General features: G+C 67.3%; 13 protein-coding genes. 4 read left to right on the forward strand and 9 right to left on the reverse strand.

What is annotated here, in order from left to right:
• Positions 1-109 precede the first annotated feature (109 nt).
• Positions 110-838, reverse strand: coding sequence for an alpha/beta hydrolase (locus ACSVDM_RS26850; protein ID WP_439268597.1), 729 nt, complete (start codon positions 836-838; stop codon positions 110-112).
• 164 nt (positions 839-1002) lie between these two features.
• Between ACSVDM_RS26850 and ACSVDM_RS26855 the strand changes: the two genes are divergently transcribed.
• Positions 1003-1908: an SDR family NAD(P)-dependent oxidoreductase gene (locus tag ACSVDM_RS26855; RefSeq protein ID WP_439268598.1), complete on the forward strand. Its 906-nt coding sequence runs from the start codon at positions 1003-1005 to the stop codon at positions 1906-1908.
• A gap of 156 nt (positions 1909-2064) precedes the next feature.
• On the opposite strand, the gene ACSVDM_RS26860 is transcribed toward ACSVDM_RS26855, so the two are convergent.
• On the reverse strand, positions 2065-2694 hold the full coding sequence (locus tag ACSVDM_RS26860) for a TetR/AcrR family transcriptional regulator (protein WP_439268599.1): 630 nt from the start codon (positions 2692-2694) through the stop codon (positions 2065-2067).
• A gap of 86 nt (positions 2695-2780) precedes the next feature.
• Here ACSVDM_RS26860 and ACSVDM_RS26865 point away from each other — a divergent pair, with 86 nt between their 5' ends.
• The 3 genes from ACSVDM_RS26865 (at position 2781) to ACSVDM_RS26875 (ending at position 6103) form a co-directional block, all read left to right on the forward strand.
• Entirely contained in the window at positions 2781-3722 is a 942-nt protein-coding gene (locus tag ACSVDM_RS26865) for a quinone oxidoreductase family protein (protein ID WP_439268600.1), read from the forward strand.
• 55 nt (positions 3723-3777) lie between these two features.
• A complete protein-coding gene (locus tag ACSVDM_RS26870) occupies positions 3778-5169 on the forward strand; it encodes an MFS transporter (protein ID WP_439268601.1) in 1392 nt (463 codons plus the stop codon).
• 241 nt (positions 5170-5410) lie between these two features.
• Positions 5411-6103, forward strand: coding sequence for a hypothetical protein (locus ACSVDM_RS26875; protein WP_439268602.1), 693 nt, complete (start codon positions 5411-5413; stop codon positions 6101-6103).
• On the opposite strand, the gene ACSVDM_RS26880 is transcribed toward ACSVDM_RS26875, so the two are convergent.
• The 7 genes from ACSVDM_RS26880 to ACSVDM_RS26910 are packed head-to-tail and all read right to left on the reverse strand — an operon-like array spanning position 6100 to position 14166.
• Positions 6100-6246, reverse strand: coding sequence for a hypothetical protein (locus ACSVDM_RS26880; RefSeq protein ID WP_439268603.1), 147 nt, complete (start codon positions 6244-6246; stop codon positions 6100-6102). The genes ACSVDM_RS26875 and ACSVDM_RS26880 overlap by 4 nt on opposite strands.
• Positions 6239-8320: an MMPL family transporter gene (locus tag ACSVDM_RS26885; protein ID WP_439268604.1), complete on the reverse strand. Its 2082-nt coding sequence runs from the start codon at positions 8318-8320 to the stop codon at positions 6239-6241. Before ACSVDM_RS26885 ends, ACSVDM_RS26880 begins: the two co-directional genes overlap by 8 nt.
• On the reverse strand, positions 8317-9513 hold the full coding sequence (locus ACSVDM_RS26890) for a peptide synthetase (protein ID WP_439268605.1): 1197 nt from the start codon (positions 9511-9513) through the stop codon (positions 8317-8319). The genes ACSVDM_RS26885 and ACSVDM_RS26890 overlap by 4 nt, the downstream gene beginning before the upstream one ends.
• 15 nt (positions 9514-9528) lie before the next feature.
• On the reverse strand, positions 9529-10572 hold the full coding sequence (locus ACSVDM_RS26895) for an NAD-dependent epimerase/dehydratase family protein (RefSeq protein WP_439268606.1): 1044 nt from the start codon (positions 10570-10572) through the stop codon (positions 9529-9531).
• On the reverse strand, positions 10569-12215 hold the full coding sequence (locus tag ACSVDM_RS26900) for a fatty acid CoA ligase family protein (protein ID WP_439268607.1): 1647 nt from the start codon (positions 12213-12215) through the stop codon (positions 10569-10571). The genes ACSVDM_RS26895 and ACSVDM_RS26900 overlap by 4 nt, the downstream gene beginning before the upstream one ends.
• Entirely contained in the window at positions 12212-13108 is an 897-nt protein-coding gene (locus ACSVDM_RS26905) for a hypothetical protein (RefSeq protein WP_439268608.1), read from the reverse strand. The genes ACSVDM_RS26900 and ACSVDM_RS26905 overlap by 4 nt, the downstream gene beginning before the upstream one ends.
• Positions 13109-13116: 8 nt before the next feature.
• Positions 13117-14166: a 3-oxoacyl-ACP synthase III family protein gene (locus tag ACSVDM_RS26910; RefSeq protein WP_067638808.1), complete on the reverse strand. Its 1050-nt coding sequence runs from the start codon at positions 14164-14166 to the stop codon at positions 13117-13119.
• Positions 14167-14670 lie beyond the last annotated feature (504 nt).

Here is a 14670-nt window from a genome sequence, read left to right on the forward strand (position 1 = left end):
CCAACCACGCATGTCAAGGGCGGCGCGATGGGGTGGTCGCCGAACATCCAGGGTTTTCGGCGTGCCTGCGTCGCCGCCGACGCGGGCCGACGAAGCAGTCGAACGTCACCTATCGGCTGCTGACGTGACATCCCGGATGGCAGCCGCGCCGTCGTCGATGCTCGAACCGTCGTGGCACCGAGGATGACCCGGCCGAGATCTGCTGCGCCGACGTGAACGGATCCATTTCCTGGGCGAGGAAGTCCACGATTGTTTCGCTGACAGTCCGGTGGGCCGGTTCGTGTAGCAGATCGTGCCCCGCATCGGGCACCTCCCGCAGGGTGACCGTCGGCCGATTCGCGCACCATGTCCTGATCGGGTCGATCTTGGCCCGCCGATCCTCACGCCCATGTAGGACGAGTGTGGGAACTTTCGGTGCCGGAATGGCGAGGGTCTGTGCCTGTTCCGGGGTTCCGGTGAGGACTACCCGCGAAACATGCCGCACCTCGGCGGAGCCGGACTGCATGGCGATGAGCGCCGTTCCCGCACCGAGGGAATGTCCGACCAGTGCCAGCGAGCCGGACGAGTCTGCCGATCGGGCAAGAGCCATCAACTGCACTGTCGCAGTAGCCAATTCGTCGACCGGGGGGACCCCGTCGAACTCGCCCTCGCTCAATCCGTGGCCCATGTGGTCGATGCCCCAGACATCGATGTGGTGCCGGTTCAGGAACCTGGCGAACCGGTGATAGTCCGCGCTCTGCTGCCCGAGTCCGTGGAGAAGCACCACGGCCATCCGTGATCGCGCTGTCCGCCAGCGCCGGTAGTGCACCAGCCCGGATGGTCCATCGAAGAAGAGCACAACGGAAGTGTGCCAGAAGTAAGTGGAGCCTTACCTGTGCGACATCTCACATCGTGTCCGACCTGCTCGCGGCACTGTTTGCGGACCGTTTCACCGCGACAGGCACTGACAAATGAAATATATTGTGCGGCAAAGTGATTGGTTGTGCGCATCCGGAGGGGTACATGCAGGGATCGGATCTGACCGGGAAGACCATCGTGGTGACAGGGGCGAGCGCGGGTATCGGCTCCGCGGCCGCCGCGAAACTGGCCACGCGCGGTGCCGAGGTCGCAGTTGTCGGCCGCTCACCGGAGCGGACTTCCGCGGTGGCGGCGCGCATCGGAGGCACGGCGTTCACGGCCGACTTCACCCGCTTGGACGATGTCCGCATGCTCGCCACGAGATTGCTCGACCGTTACGACAGGATCGACGCGCTCCTCAACAACGCGGGTGGATCCTGGCCTGGACGCACGGCTACTGTCGACGGCAACGAGTTGACCTTCCAGGTCAACCACCTCGCCGGGTTTCTCCTCACGAACCTGCTGCGTGAACGGTTGGAGATGTCCCGGGCGCGGGTCGTGAACACCTCGAGTTCGGACCACCGCTTCGCGCGATTGCGGCTGGATCGAGTGAACGCGGTCACCGGGCCGTTCAACCAGATCACCGCATACGCCGACACCAAGATGGCGAATATCCTGTTCACGCGAGAACTGGCGCGCCGCACAGCGGGCACCGGTCTGACAACCGCAGCAGTCAATCCGAGGCCCGTGCTCACCGGTGCCTGGGACAACGGGCCGTACAAGATGGGCGCGATCGTCAGATCACGTCCGGTACGGAAGCTGCTCCTCAGCCCAGAGCGCGGTGCCGATCCACTGGTGTACTTGGCAGCGGAAGCCGGCTGGATCAACGGCGCCTACTTCGAACGACATGTCCCATGGCGTTCGTTCCGAAAGCAGGCAGTGGATCTCGAGCTGGCCGCACAGCTGTGGGCCTATTCGGAAAAGCTCCCCGGGCTCGATGACCGATGCGCTGTCGCAACCGACCGACCAGGGCTGGTGAATCGCGCGCCATACAGGGCGAAACACGAGTGATTTCGCCCCGCCCGGCGCTCGGAAGCGCTGTGCTGCCAAAACGTCGTGTCCTCGCTGCTGTCGGCTGCGAGATGGTCAGAGGTTGACGCGAATGGCGCAATCGGCGTCGGTGAAGTCGGTTCGTGAACGGCGGCCGTTGGATCGGCGTCTTGCTGATCAGTGCTCGCCAGCACCCATGCCCAGTCCGGCCGCGATGAAATCTGTCAGGTTGTCGATTCCGGTCTGCAGGTCGCCGTCCCAGGTTTGGATCATTGTTTCCGCGGTGGCAGCGATCATGGCGGCGGTGGTGCTGGGGTCGGCGGGAAGCCGGGCCCCGCGGGCCGACAGGTCGTCGAGCCATGAAATCCAGGGTTGAATCTGCTCGGTGCGGTAGGCCCGCATCTCTTGGGCGAAAGCCGAATTCGTCAGTGCTGCTTGTTCGATCGCCGCGAAGACGTCACGGTTGGCGGCGTAGGTATGCCAGAAGACGGTGATGTGATTGCGGGTGGACTCGCGGATCGTTGGCACGGTCCGCATCGAGGGGTGCGGCGGGTTGTTCGCGATCGCATCGGCGGCCTCGCCGATGTCGACCGCGAGCGCGGCCAGAACCTCCTCCTTGCTCGCGAAGTGGTTGTAGAACGAGCCCGCGGCACGTCCTGCTTCGGCGGTGATATCGGTGATCTTGGTGTTCAGATAGCCCTTACGGGCGAAGACGACCCGCGCCGCGGCCTTGAGATCAGTGGCCGTCCGGGCGGCTTGTCGCTGCCGGTGCGTCGATCGGTACGCGGTGGGATCGATGGTGATCACTCCTTGACAGGCGCTACGGGAAGCGTACGGTAATGAATCATAGTTCACTGAACGTGAATTCACTCAATTCTCGAAGTGGGGGCCTCATGAAAGCTGCGGTGTTACACAGCTATGGCACACCGGAGTTCGGAGATATCGCCGCTCCAGCACCGGGGGTCTATCCCGATGGCGTGCTGATCGAGGTTCGTGCGGCCACGATCAACTCGATCGACCGGGTGACCGCCCTCGGCAAGCACTATCTGAGTCCCACGACGCTTCCGATCGTGGCCGGTATCGAAGGGGCCGGGGTGACCGCTGACAACCAGCGTGTCTACTTCGGCAGGCCGATCAGCCCCTTCGGGTCGATGGCCGAAAGTACCGTAGTCTCCGGTGGATTCACGATCCCCATCCCCGACAGCGTGGACTTCGCTGTCGCGGCCTGTCTCGGCAACAGCGGTATGGCGGCACTGATGCCACTCACCGGCACCACCGGGTTGAAGCCTGGCGACAACGTCGTGCTGCTGGGTGGCAGTGGTGTGGTCGGCAGGCTCGCGATCCAAGCCGCCCGGCTGCTCGGCGCGGGCACCGTCACCGTGGTCGGCCGCGACGAAAGCGCGCTCGAAGCCGGCCTGGAACTCGGCGCTTCGGCAGCGATCTCGGCCGACGGACTTTCGGTCGAGGAGCTCACCATCGCGATCGGTGAAGCTTCGGGCGGCGTGGACGTCATCGTGGACTACACGTGGGGTGATCCGGCGCCGGCTGCTCTTGCGGCAGGCAATCCTGGTGTGCGCCTTGTCCAGGTAGGCGATCGCGCAGGCGCGACAGTGGCGCTGCCCGCGCAATTGCTGCGATCACTCGGCGCCTCGGTCACAGGATTCATGCCGGTGCACCAGGGGCCGGTAGCGATGGTGCGTGCTTACCGGCAGCTGATCGAATGGATCGATCGCGGGGTGCTGATCGTCGGCTACGAGCTGGTCCCATTGGCAGATGTCGCTGCTGCCTGGGGTCGGTCAGCCCTCGTGCGGCACAAAATGGTGCTGGTTCCGTGACCCGCCGGGCGGCGCGGTGGTGGTTGACCACTGAGCACGCGGCGATGTAACGGCCGTGAAATTCGGTGACGGGTCGGAGCCGACCGATCGTCGGAGCAGTGTACTGATCGACCGCAGGCCATTGGCATTTCCGGCGTTTCGGCGTCTGTGGCTCAGCGGTGTCGTGTCGATCTCCGGTGCGCAGCTGACGGTGATCGCGGTGCCCCTGCAGGTGTACGCGATCACGCGATCCTCGGCCTATGTGGGCCTGGTCGGTGTGTTCACGCTGGCGCCGCTGATCATCTTCGGCTTGTGGGGCGGAGCGCTAGCCGATGCGATCGACCGCCGAAAACTGCTGTTGGGCAGTTCATTCGGGATGATACTCGCCACCGCTCTGCTGTTCACCCAGGCATTCATACATGTGAACAACATCTGGCTGCTGTATGCGATCCTCGTATTGCAGCAGGCATCCATCGCAGTCAACCAAGCGACCCGAAATGCGATCTTCCCGCGAATTCTGCCCGCGCAGCACATTGCGGCCGCCAATACCCTCGAGATGACAGCTGTTCAGATCGGCGGGATCGTCGGGAGCGTGCTCGCCGGGGTGATCATCGCCTTCGGCGGTTCGGCCCTGGCCTACCTGTTGGATTCTGCCGCGATGCTGGTAGCAGTATGGGCCGCCCGCCGTCTCCCGGCGCTACCACCTAGCGGCAACGTGACCCGGTCCGGAGTCCGTGAGATCTGGTACGGCTTGATCTATGTCTCGTCCCACCGCCTGATCATGGCGATGTTCGTGATCGACCTGGTCGCGATGGTCGCGGGTCTGCCGCGCGCGCTGTTTCCGGAGATGACCGAGAAGGGTTTCGCCGCGGGTTCGGGGGAGGGTGAGTTGATCGTCGGCTTGTTGTTCGCGGCGATGGCGATCGGGTCGGTGCTCGGTGGCGTCTTCTCCGGATGGGTGCCGAGAGTGCGCCGACACGGTGTCGCGGTGGTTGTCGGTGTCTTCATCTGGGGTTCGGGCATCACCGGATTCGGTCTGAGTACTCTGCTCGGCGGTGGCGGGCTCATTCTCGCGATCTTCTTCCTGGCGATCGCCGGAGTCGGTGATCTGATCTCGGTGATCTTTCGCTCCACCATGATTCAGCAGATCGCCACCGACGATGTCCGCGGCCGACTCCAGGGGCTGTTCACCGTCGCGGTCGCTGGTGGTCAACGGCTCGGCGATCTTTCCCACGGGGTCACCGCCGCATTGGTGGGCACCACCATCGCGGCGTCGGGTGGTGGCATGCTGGTTGTCGTCGGGGCGATCTTGACCATCATCGTTCTCCCGATCACCTATCGCTACCGGTTCGATCCCACTCGCTCCGCTGCTGCGACTGACGAGTCGGTCGCCGAGCCGGACCGCATCCCGGCCCAAGGAATCGTAAGGGTCGAAGGCGTTGACGTCGTCCCGCCGAAGCCGAGGTGACAGCTATGCGCAGGCCGAGAGCGAATTCTCTCCGGGACCGAACAGCTGGGCGAGGTCGAACTCCGCCAGCGCGTTGAATCAGTTGGCGTGTTCGTCGTGCTTCCGAGGGCAGCGCCGAACGCTATGAGCGTAATCGGAATCGAACCGGCAACGGATCGGTCTCGTCGGGTTGGTCCATGATCTCGGCGGGGTAGTTCTTTACCGAGAGGTAGCCAGGGCATCGCAGGCGGAGGTGCGAGACATGGACATGAGCGCGATGACGACGGCGAGTCGCTGGTGGTGGCGGCCGGGGTGGACCCCGGGCCGTTCCTTCTACGACTGGCAGGTGATGCCGACGCAGCCCGTCGCCGACAAGCTCGTGGAGATCTTCGCCCCTACTGTGGCGCGGGTACCCGGTCTCGAACAAGTCGACGCGCCGCGTCTGCGGGTGGAAGTGCAGGGCGTGGGCTTCGTCGACGGGGTGAAGGGCGTCGATCTGGCGCGTCTGGTCGAGGGTTCGCGCAGCCTGCTCGCCGAGCACGCGCCGTTCCCCATCACCTTCGGCCCGCCGGTGGTCGCCACCGACGGGGTGCGATTACCCATCGCGTTGCCCGAGGAGTTGCTGCGTGTGCGTGAGGACCTCACCCGCGCGTTGACCGACGTCTGGATCCGGGAGCGCGTGCCCGAGTTCGGTGAGCCGTTGCTCCCGTACCTGGCGCTGGCCTACACGAAGACACCGGTGCCGGTCGGCGAGATCGAGAACGCGCTCGCCGCCGACGGGTTCGCCGACTTCACCCTCGACGACACGGTCTCGTCGTTGTCGCTGGTCGAGTTGGTGTGCGAGAACGGTCGGTACGACTGGTCGGAAGTGGTGTCCGCCGAGTTGTCGCGCGACCCGCATCCACTGCTCGAACGCCTCGGTGCGGGGACCACGCTGGCCGGTTCGCCGCGCTAGTCCTCGGCCGGCTCGGCCTCGGGTGCCGTCAGACGGACGACACCGGCGTCGAGGTCGAGATCGAGGTGGGGTTCGCGGCCCTGGCCGTCGCTGTCACCGCTGCCCTCGTGCTGCAGCTTCTTGCCAGGAAACATTTCACCCATGATGCCCACGCCTCCACGATAGTCGCGGCAACCACCAGTTCGCCGGTCCCATGAGCTGGACCAGGGCGGGAACCAGCAGCATGCGCACCAGGGTGGCATCGAGGATCAAGGCGATGATCATGCCGATGCCCAGCAGGCGCATCGGCGTGAGCGGTGACAGCGCGAACGCGCCGGTGACCAGAACGAGCAACACGGCGGCGGCGGTGATGACCCGGGCCGTCCGCACGGTCCCGACGCGCACCGCCGTCGCCGTGTCCGCGCCCGCGCGGTGCGCTTCGGCCATCCGTGACAGCAGGAACACCTCGTAATCGGTGGACAACCCGAAGACCACCGCGATGATGAGCACCGTCATGCCCGCCGGGAGCGGCCCGTGACTGATGCCGAGCAGGCTCGCACCGTGACCGCCGACGAAGATCCAGGTGAGCACCCCGAAAGTGGCGGCCAAGCTGAGAAACGCCATGGCCACGGCTTTGAGCGGCAGGATCACCGAGCGGAACGCCACGGTGAGCAGCACCATCGTGACCAGCACCATCACGGCGATCATCAGCGGCAGCCGATCCAGCGTCGCGTCCACACTGTCCAGGGTGGCCGCGGTGTCACCGCCTACCTCAAGCGTGGTGGCGCCCGGTACGGGCAGCTCGCGGATGGCGCGGACGGCGGCGGTGGCCTCTTCACTGCGGTCGGCGTGGATGAGGAAGGCGTGGAGGACGACGAAGTCGTCGTCGCGTCCCACCTGGACGACATCGTCGACACCCGCGACGTCGCCGATCGCGTCGAGCGCGCCCGCCACGGCCGCCGATTGCGGTGGGCCGTCGAGACCGCGCAGCAGCACCGTCGCCCCGCTCGCCGCCGCGGGGAATTGTGCGGTCAGCTCCTCGACCGTGTGACGCATCGGGCTGTCGGCGGGCAAGGCGCGGTGGTCGATCTCGCCGAGCCGGATACCGGCCAGCGGTGCGGCGAGGACGAGCAGGATCGCGCCTACGGCGATCGTCACCGTTCCCGGCCTGCGCAGCACCGCGTCGACCACCCGCCCCCAGAAGTGCTCGGTGCGTGTGGTCGGTTTCGCGCGCCCGATGCGGGCACCGAAAAGCACGAGCAATGCCGGCAGCACCGTGAGCGACAGGCCCGCCGCCAACGCGACGGCCGCCACCGCGCCGATCCCGAGTGAGCGGAGCACGGCTTGCGGGAAGACGAAGGTGCCCGCGAACGCGCAGATCAGCAGCGCCGCCGACACAGCGACCGTGCGACCGGCACTGGCCATCGTCCGGCCGACCGCGGCGCCGATATCCCCGCCCGCACCGTATTCCTCGCGGAACCGGTTCACCAGGAACAGCCCGTAGTCGATGGCCATGCCGAGCCCGAGTAGGGACGCGATATTGACCGCGAAAGTGGTGACCTCGGTGACCTCGGTCAGCAACCGGATGGCGCCGAGCGCACCACCGACGGCGAGCATGCCGACCACCACCGGCAATGCGCCGGCCGCGATGCCGCCGAACACCAGTACCAGCACCAGCAGTGTCAACGGCAGCGAAATCGACTCGGCCACAACGAGATCACGCTGGGACCGGTCGATGATCTCGGCATTGAGGGCGCTGTAGCCCGACAGCCGGGTTTCGACACCGGGCACCCGCAGCGCCTCGGCGACAGCGGGATAGGCGGCGATGCGGGCGGTGTCGTCACCGGCGGTGTACACCACGGCCACCGCGTGCCTGCGGTCCTCGGAGACCAGGAAGTTCTTGCGCGGCACCACTGCCGACCAGTAACTCTCCACGGGCCGGGCGAGTAGCGCCGGGTCGATGCGGTCGACAGCGGTGCGCACCTGCGGGCCGATCTCGTCGATCGTGCGTCCCTCGGGTGCGGTGTAGAGCGCGACCACATCGGGGCTCTGCGGGCCGAGCTGTTCGGTGACGAAGCGGTCGACCAGGGCGGATTCGCTGCCGCCGTCGATGAACCCGCCCGCACTGAGGCGTTCGGTCACCGTCGCACCGTATGCGGCGCACAACCCGATGAACACCACGACCACGGCGAGGACGGTGCGCGGCCGGGCCGTGACGAAGCGGGCGAGTGTGGTCACCGCGCCGAATCCACCACGGGTAGTTCGGCTTCCAGCATCGCGACGATCCGGTCGAGCAGGGCTTCCAGCCGTGCTTCGATCCCGGCACCGTTGCGGGCCGACACGGTGAGCTCGGTGTGGCCGTCGAATTCGGTGAGGCCGAACAGCAACGGCATGGCGACGCTGTGCTGGGGGAGCACGAACAGGCCGGTGGGCCGGAAACCGGGGACCGCGAGGTCGTCGGAGGTGAATCGGCCCATGTGGGAGACGGTGGCCGAGGCCAGGTTGCGGCCCAGCCGCGCGCCGAGCCAGTTCGTCGTCCGCAGCACCCCCCGATTGACCGGGTCCGGGACAAGGGTGATGCGGGTGTTGGCCAGCTGATTCAGTTCCCGCCGCTGCGCGAGCCCGGCTTTGATGCCGTCTTTGACCTGCGTCCAGTCCTGGCCCGGTGCGATGTCGAGGAACAGCGGTAGTGCGAGGTTGGCGGTCGAGCGCAGCGCCGGATCGTGACGGCGCAGGTCGACGGGCATCATGATCCGCGAAGTTCCCGGGGTCTCGGCGGCCAGCAGGGCGCAGACGCGAGCCAGCGCACCGGGTCCGGCGGCCTGTACGCGCCGGTGCCGCAGCAGGTGCCGGGCGGTGCCGCGCCGCTGCCTGCCGCGCCCCACGGCGCTGCGGTAGCGCGGAATCATCGGAGTCGGCTTGCCCGGGGCACCGACCCGGTCGACGAGTTGCTGATCGGCCACCGGGTCCGGTTGCGGAACAGGGTCGGCGCCACGCAGCGCGCGCAGCACATTGGTCGCCCACAGCACCATGCCCATACCGTCCATCACGCCGTGGAACACGCGGAATACCAGGGTCGGTGTGGTCGCGGTGAGCAGCAGGACCTCGACGGTGGCATCCGGTGTCGGCCCGATATCGCTGGTGAGTACCGGATCGGATTCCAGTGCGGGATAACCGAATTCGTGGTCGTCCACCACCCGGACGGCGGGGACGATGCCGCTGTCCACCCAGATGTCGCCCTGCCTGCGCAGCCGCGCGCCCGGTGTCACGTCCGCCGCCGCAGCAACCGCCTGGCGCAAGCGCCGCGGGTCGATCGTGCCCTCACCCGGCACGACGAGCTGCATGAGGAAGGGTGGGGCGAGGGTGCGCATGGGGAAGTACATGCGTTCGGTGGTCGTCACGGGTCGACGGAAGTCGGTGTCGCCGTTCATGATTGCCTCTCGGGTTTACCGCAGGTGCCTGGCGAGCGACTCGATGCCGCCCTGGTCGTCGAGCCAGGCCGAGAAGGTGGACAGGCCGGTGGCACGGTCGACGACCGGGCGGTAGCCGAGGTCCGCACGGGCCGCGCCGGTGTCGTAGGTGGCGGTGCGGGTCATCAGGGCGACGGCGTAGCGCGACAGCGGCGGCGACCAGCGCCGCGCGACGGCCGGAATCCGCCACACCGTCTCGATGGCCGCGACAACGGCGGCGAGGACACGCGGATTCGGCCTGCGTGTCGGCCGCTGGAGGCCGAGCCCTTCGGCGACCTCACCGAGGAACCCCCACACATCGGTCTTCTCGGCATCGGCGATGAAATACGCCTTGCCACCGATGTTCTCGGCGCTCAGCGCGAGCAGGCAGGCGTGGACGATATTGTCCACGTGGCACAGCGACGCCTCGATCGTCCGGCCGTACGACAGGTCGGGCAGGGCACCGTCGGCGGTGCGGGCGAGCAACCGCACGATCGGGCCTGACCGGTCACCGGCACCCCAGATCGCGCGCGGACGCAAGGCCACGGTGCTGAATTCGGCGGTGTTCGCGGCGAGCACAGCCTGTTCGGCCGTCGCCTTCGTCTCGGAATAGTGGTTGAGGTAGCGGCGCGGATAGGGCAGCGACTCGTCGACGTCGATCTGGTCGCCGCCGTCACGGTCCATCAGGGCACTGGGACTGGAGATGAACACGAATCGGTGCGCACCGCCGCGGCGGGCGGCGTCGAGGAGCAGTTCGGTGGCGCGCACGTTCTCCACCCAGAACTGGGCTCGGGTGCCGCGTTCGTCGACGCGGGCCGCGCTGTGGATCACCGCGTCCACCCCGTCGGCGGCGCGGCGCAGGGAGTCGGCGTCGGTCAGGTCGCCTTCGACGATCGTGACGGCGTCGCGGGCGGTGCCGAGGTCGTCGAGCACGCTGGTGCGCCGCACCAGGATCGATACGTCGTGCGTACCGTCGGCCACCAGGGCCCGCACGATGGCGCCGCCGAGGAATCCGGACGCGCCGGTGACGAGGATCTTCATGAGTTCAGCTTCTTCGTTGCCCAACGGGCGAGTTCTTCGCGGCCGATCTTGGCGTTGTGCCGGATGTCGACCGGGAAACCGGGGTGGATGAGGAAATCGGTGATCGGTGCGGCGGTGTCGAACGCGGCGGCCCGGTCGCGCAGGCGCAGGTCGACGGCCACCGCATCGGCACCCGGCTCCAGTTCTACACACAGCACCGGCCGGTGCGCACCGGGTCGTCCGACACCGACCAGCGCCGTACGCGACACCCCACGTACCGCGTTGAACACCTGCTCGACCTGCACGGTGAACATCGGCCCCGCAGTGGTGCTCAACCGCTGACTCTTGCGCCCGCAGAACCACACGCGGCCCTGCTCGTCGATCCAGCCCAGGTCGCCGGTGCGGTGCCAGACCCGATCACCGTCGGCGATCTTGCCCAGCGCATTGGCCTCGGCGGGCCAGTAGTAGCGAGTGCTCACATTCGGTCCGGCGACGACGATCTCGCCGATCCGGCCGGCGGGTTCGGCGTCGGCGAGATTCGCGATCGGGGCGTCCGTGACGGCGACGAGGCGCACCTCGACATTGTCGGTGGGGCGTCCGATGCAGGTGCCCTCACCGTTCGCGGCCCGTTCGACCAGGCCGTCGAGCAATTCCCGCGATTCGATCGTCGTCATCGGCAGCGCCTCGGTGGAACCGTAGCCCGCGAAGATCTCGACATCGGGGCGCAAGACCTCGCGCAGCCCGGCGATGCACCACGCGGGCACCGGCGCGCCTCCGGAGAAGATGCTGACCAGGGAGTCGAGTTCGACGGGGTGCGCCCGCAGGTGGGCGAGCAGCGGGATCAACACGGCCGGGGACGCGAACATCGTGCGCACCCCGAACTTGGTGATCGCGTCGACCACATGCGCCGGATCGGTGGAACCGACCTTGCTGGGAATCAGCGGCGGCAGCACACACCGGGAACCGAGCAGCAAGTCGAGCACGCCGACCAGCGGCAGGGTGACCAGCGAGGACTCCGGCGGCATGTGTCCGCGCGCGGCGTGCACCTGCTCGACCATGGCGGCGAGGTTGCCGTGGGTGAGTTCGACCGCCTTGGCCGGGCCGGTGCTTCCGGTGGTGAAACCGATGATGAGCAGGTCGTCCTCGGCGGCGGGCGCACGGTCGGGCAGCAGACCCGCCGGGGCGCGGCCCCACGATTGCAGGGTGGGTCCGCCCCAGAACCAGCGGCGGCCGACGGTCAGGGTGGTGCGCACCCGGCGGAAGCTGCGCGGGAACAGCACGCGCAGCGCGTGTGCCTGCGGGATCCCGATGAACGCCTCGGCCTCGACCGCGCGCAGACAGTGCACCATGCGCCGCACCCCCATGCCCGGGTCGATCACCACCGGCACCGCGCCGATCTTCAACAGCGCGAACAGGATCGCGTACAGCTCCGGGCTCGGCAGCACCAGCACGATGGTGCGGGTGCCGCTGCCGACACCGGAACTCGTCAGGTGTTCGGCGATGGCGTCGGACCAGCGGTCCAGATCGCGGTAGGTGACCCGCCGGTAGTCGGGCATGCCGTCGGCGGTGGTGCCGTCGGGGTAGATCACCGCCGGGCGATCGGGTTCGGTGCGGGCGAATTCGCGGAAGCGGTCGATCGTGGCCCAGTATGTCGCGGTGGTCACGCGAGGTGCTCCTCGGGCAGCCGGTAGAGGGTGGCCGCGGCCGACGGACCGGCACCGGCACCGACGAACAGGATGTGGGTGAACCCACCGAGAGAGGCATCCTCGGTGGCGCGCGCGTAGGCCAGGGGCAGCGCGGCGGTGTGCGGGTCGCCGTCGGTGAGATCCGGTGTGCGCACGGCATTCTGGTCCAGGCCGAGGGCGTCGGCGAGGCGCTTGGGGAAGTGCGCGCTCGGGGTGGAGGCGATGAGCGCGACGCGAGCGTCCGGCGCCTCGACCAGCGCCGCGCGACCGGCCTCGGCCGCCACCGCCAGCACCCGGTCCTCGAAATCGGGTTCGCGTTCCACCGTCATGAGGCTGCGCCCGACGGTGCCCATCGTCGCGGTGTCGACGTAGGCCTGTCCGGCCGGGGTGCCGGGTGCGGTGACGGTGTGCACGGGTCCGAAGCCCTCCGCGCCCTCGACGTACTCGAGCAGCAACGCGGCACCGGCTGTGGCATAGGGGAATTCGGCGTCCGCGCGCGAACGGGTGAGCGAGGGATGGGTGTCGCCTGCGACGATCAGCACGTGCTCGGTCCCCGTCGCCAGGATCGCGCCCGCGACCTGCACCGCGTTCACCACGCCGGTCGCACCGTTCATCAGGTCGAAGGAGAAGGTGCGCGGGTCGTTCTTGCCGTAGTCCAGGCCGATCCCCGCGGCCTTCTGGATCATCGCGGCGACGGCGGGTTCCACGGTGTTGGAATCGCGGAAGATGCCGGTATTGATCAGCACACCGACCTGGTCGGGCCGGATCCCGGCCTGCTCCAGGCAGTTACGGGCCGCGCGCCCGCTGTGCTCGACGATGCTGTGGGTGTCGGTCGACCGACTGGTACCGGTGGCTCGGATACGCACGCCCATGACGAACCTCAGACCTTCAGGGAGGAGATGGTGGTGGACAGGAAACCCGCGACGACGCCCGAGGCGGCCGGGACCATGAGAACCTTCGCGCCTGCCTCGATGCCGTCCTGTTCGAGCTGATCGTGCAGCACGATGAAATGCGAAGTGGTCGAGGTGTTTCCGTACTTCTCGATCACATTGAGGTCCGGCGGGATGGGGGCGCCGAACTCGCGGGCGGCCACCGCGTTGATGAAAGGCACGGCCGCGGCGCCGAACTGGTGGTGGATGATGTAGTCGAATTCCTCGTCGGCGAAGGTACGGCCCTGTGCGGCGAGGAACTCGCCCTGGGCATCGGGCCACAGCTGGAACCTGGCCTCGTTGTGCATCTTGCGGTTGTCGGTGTAGAGCGCCACACCCGAGGACTTGTCGCTCGGCATGCCGAGGCACAGGTGGGAATGCTCTGCGGCCGTGAGCAATTCGATGTAGTGGATCTTGTCGGCGTCGTCGACGGCCTGGTCGAGCACGACCGCGCATCCGGAGTCACCGACCGAGAGCGACGCGAACTGCAGGTCGTACTTCTCGGAGATCTCGTTGACCGCGGTCTCGGCGATCGGGGTGATGGACTCCCCGCTGACCACCATCCCGTTGCGCACCACGCCCGCCCGGATCATCCGGTCGAGCAGGTAGGTGCCGGTGAGCATGCCCGCGCAGGCATTGGACACATCGAAGGTGATGGCCCGCTCGGCGCCGAGTTCCTTGGCGATGGTCGAGGCGAAGGAGGGCTCCATGTACATGCGGGTGCCCTCGTTGCTGCGGGTGATCGAGCAGGAGATGATCACCTCGAGCTCGCCCGCCCCGTAGCGCGAGCGCTCGAGACAGTCGCGGGCCGCGTTCACGGCCAGCGTGAAGGAGTCCTCGAGGCTGTCGGGCCGGGTGTCGCGGAACCGGCGCTCCTTGATGCCGGTGATCTTTTCGAGGTCGAAAGCGGGCGGCGTGGCGAGCCGGGAAAGTAATTCCTCGGTCGAGACGATATTCGACGGAAGATACGCACCGATGGATTCGAAACGCGAATGCGACACGAAAACTCCTGACAGTCGAAAAGGGTCGCCGGTGACCGTGGTGGGGGCCGATGCGAGCGGACACTACCGGAAAGTAACCGGGTTTCGCGGGGCGGCGTCGGCGGTCGCGGAGGGTTGGCTCGCGGCGCGAGCCGGGCTGGATCCCATCCAGACATCTGCCGGTGGCAATGGTGAAGTTACACAGCAAATGCACCGAGACTGCCGATATTCCTCAATCTTTCGACATCAGGGACTCGGCGCAGCTGCTTGTCGGCAAGTTGTCAGCTATCGATCGGGCGGTGTGGAAGCCCCCGATTCGGGGCGCCCGGACTGTCAGGTGTGGCGTGAGGGACCTCACGTCGGTGCGGGTGACGGAATGGCCGCTGCTGTTTCGGAAGTTGTTTCTCGCGCCGAAAACATCGGAGGCGATTTGGTTTCGCGAACATCGCCCGAATATCGCTGCGCGGAATGGTCGCCGGAGAAGGGCAGGGACTGATGAAATCGGCGAAATCGCGGGTGGGCGGC

Source organism: Nocardia sp. JW2, assembly GCF_051843015.1.
In the GTDB taxonomy this organism is placed as follows: Bacteria; Actinomycetota; Actinomycetes; order Mycobacteriales; family Mycobacteriaceae; genus Nocardia; species Nocardia coubleae.

What these genes read in the sequence shown, in the direction of transcription:
- ACSVDM_RS26880 (WP_439268603.1), bottom strand. Translation starts at nt 6,246, where the DNA reads ATGGGTGAAATGTTTCCTGGCAAGAAGCTGCAGCACGAGGGCAGCGGT.
- ACSVDM_RS26865 (WP_439268600.1), top strand. Translation starts at nt 2,781, where the DNA reads ATGAAAGCTGCGGTGTTACACAGCTATGGCACACCGGAGTTCGGAGAT.
- ACSVDM_RS26875 (WP_439268602.1), top strand. Translation starts at nt 5,411, where the DNA reads ATGGACATGAGCGCGATGACGACGGCGAGTCGCTGGTGGTGGCGGCCG.
- ACSVDM_RS26905 (WP_439268608.1), bottom strand. Translation starts at nt 13,108, where the DNA reads ATGGGCGTGCGTATCCGAGCCACCGGTACCAGTCGGTCGACCGACACC.
- ACSVDM_RS26895 (WP_439268606.1), bottom strand. Translation starts at nt 10,572, where the DNA reads ATGAAGATCCTCGTCACCGGCGCGTCCGGATTCCTCGGCGGCGCCATC.
- ACSVDM_RS26855 (WP_439268598.1), top strand. Translation starts at nt 1,003, where the DNA reads ATGCAGGGATCGGATCTGACCGGGAAGACCATCGTGGTGACAGGGGCG.
- ACSVDM_RS26890 (WP_439268605.1), bottom strand. Translation starts at nt 9,513, where the DNA reads ATGAACGGCGACACCGACTTCCGTCGACCCGTGACGACCACCGAACGC.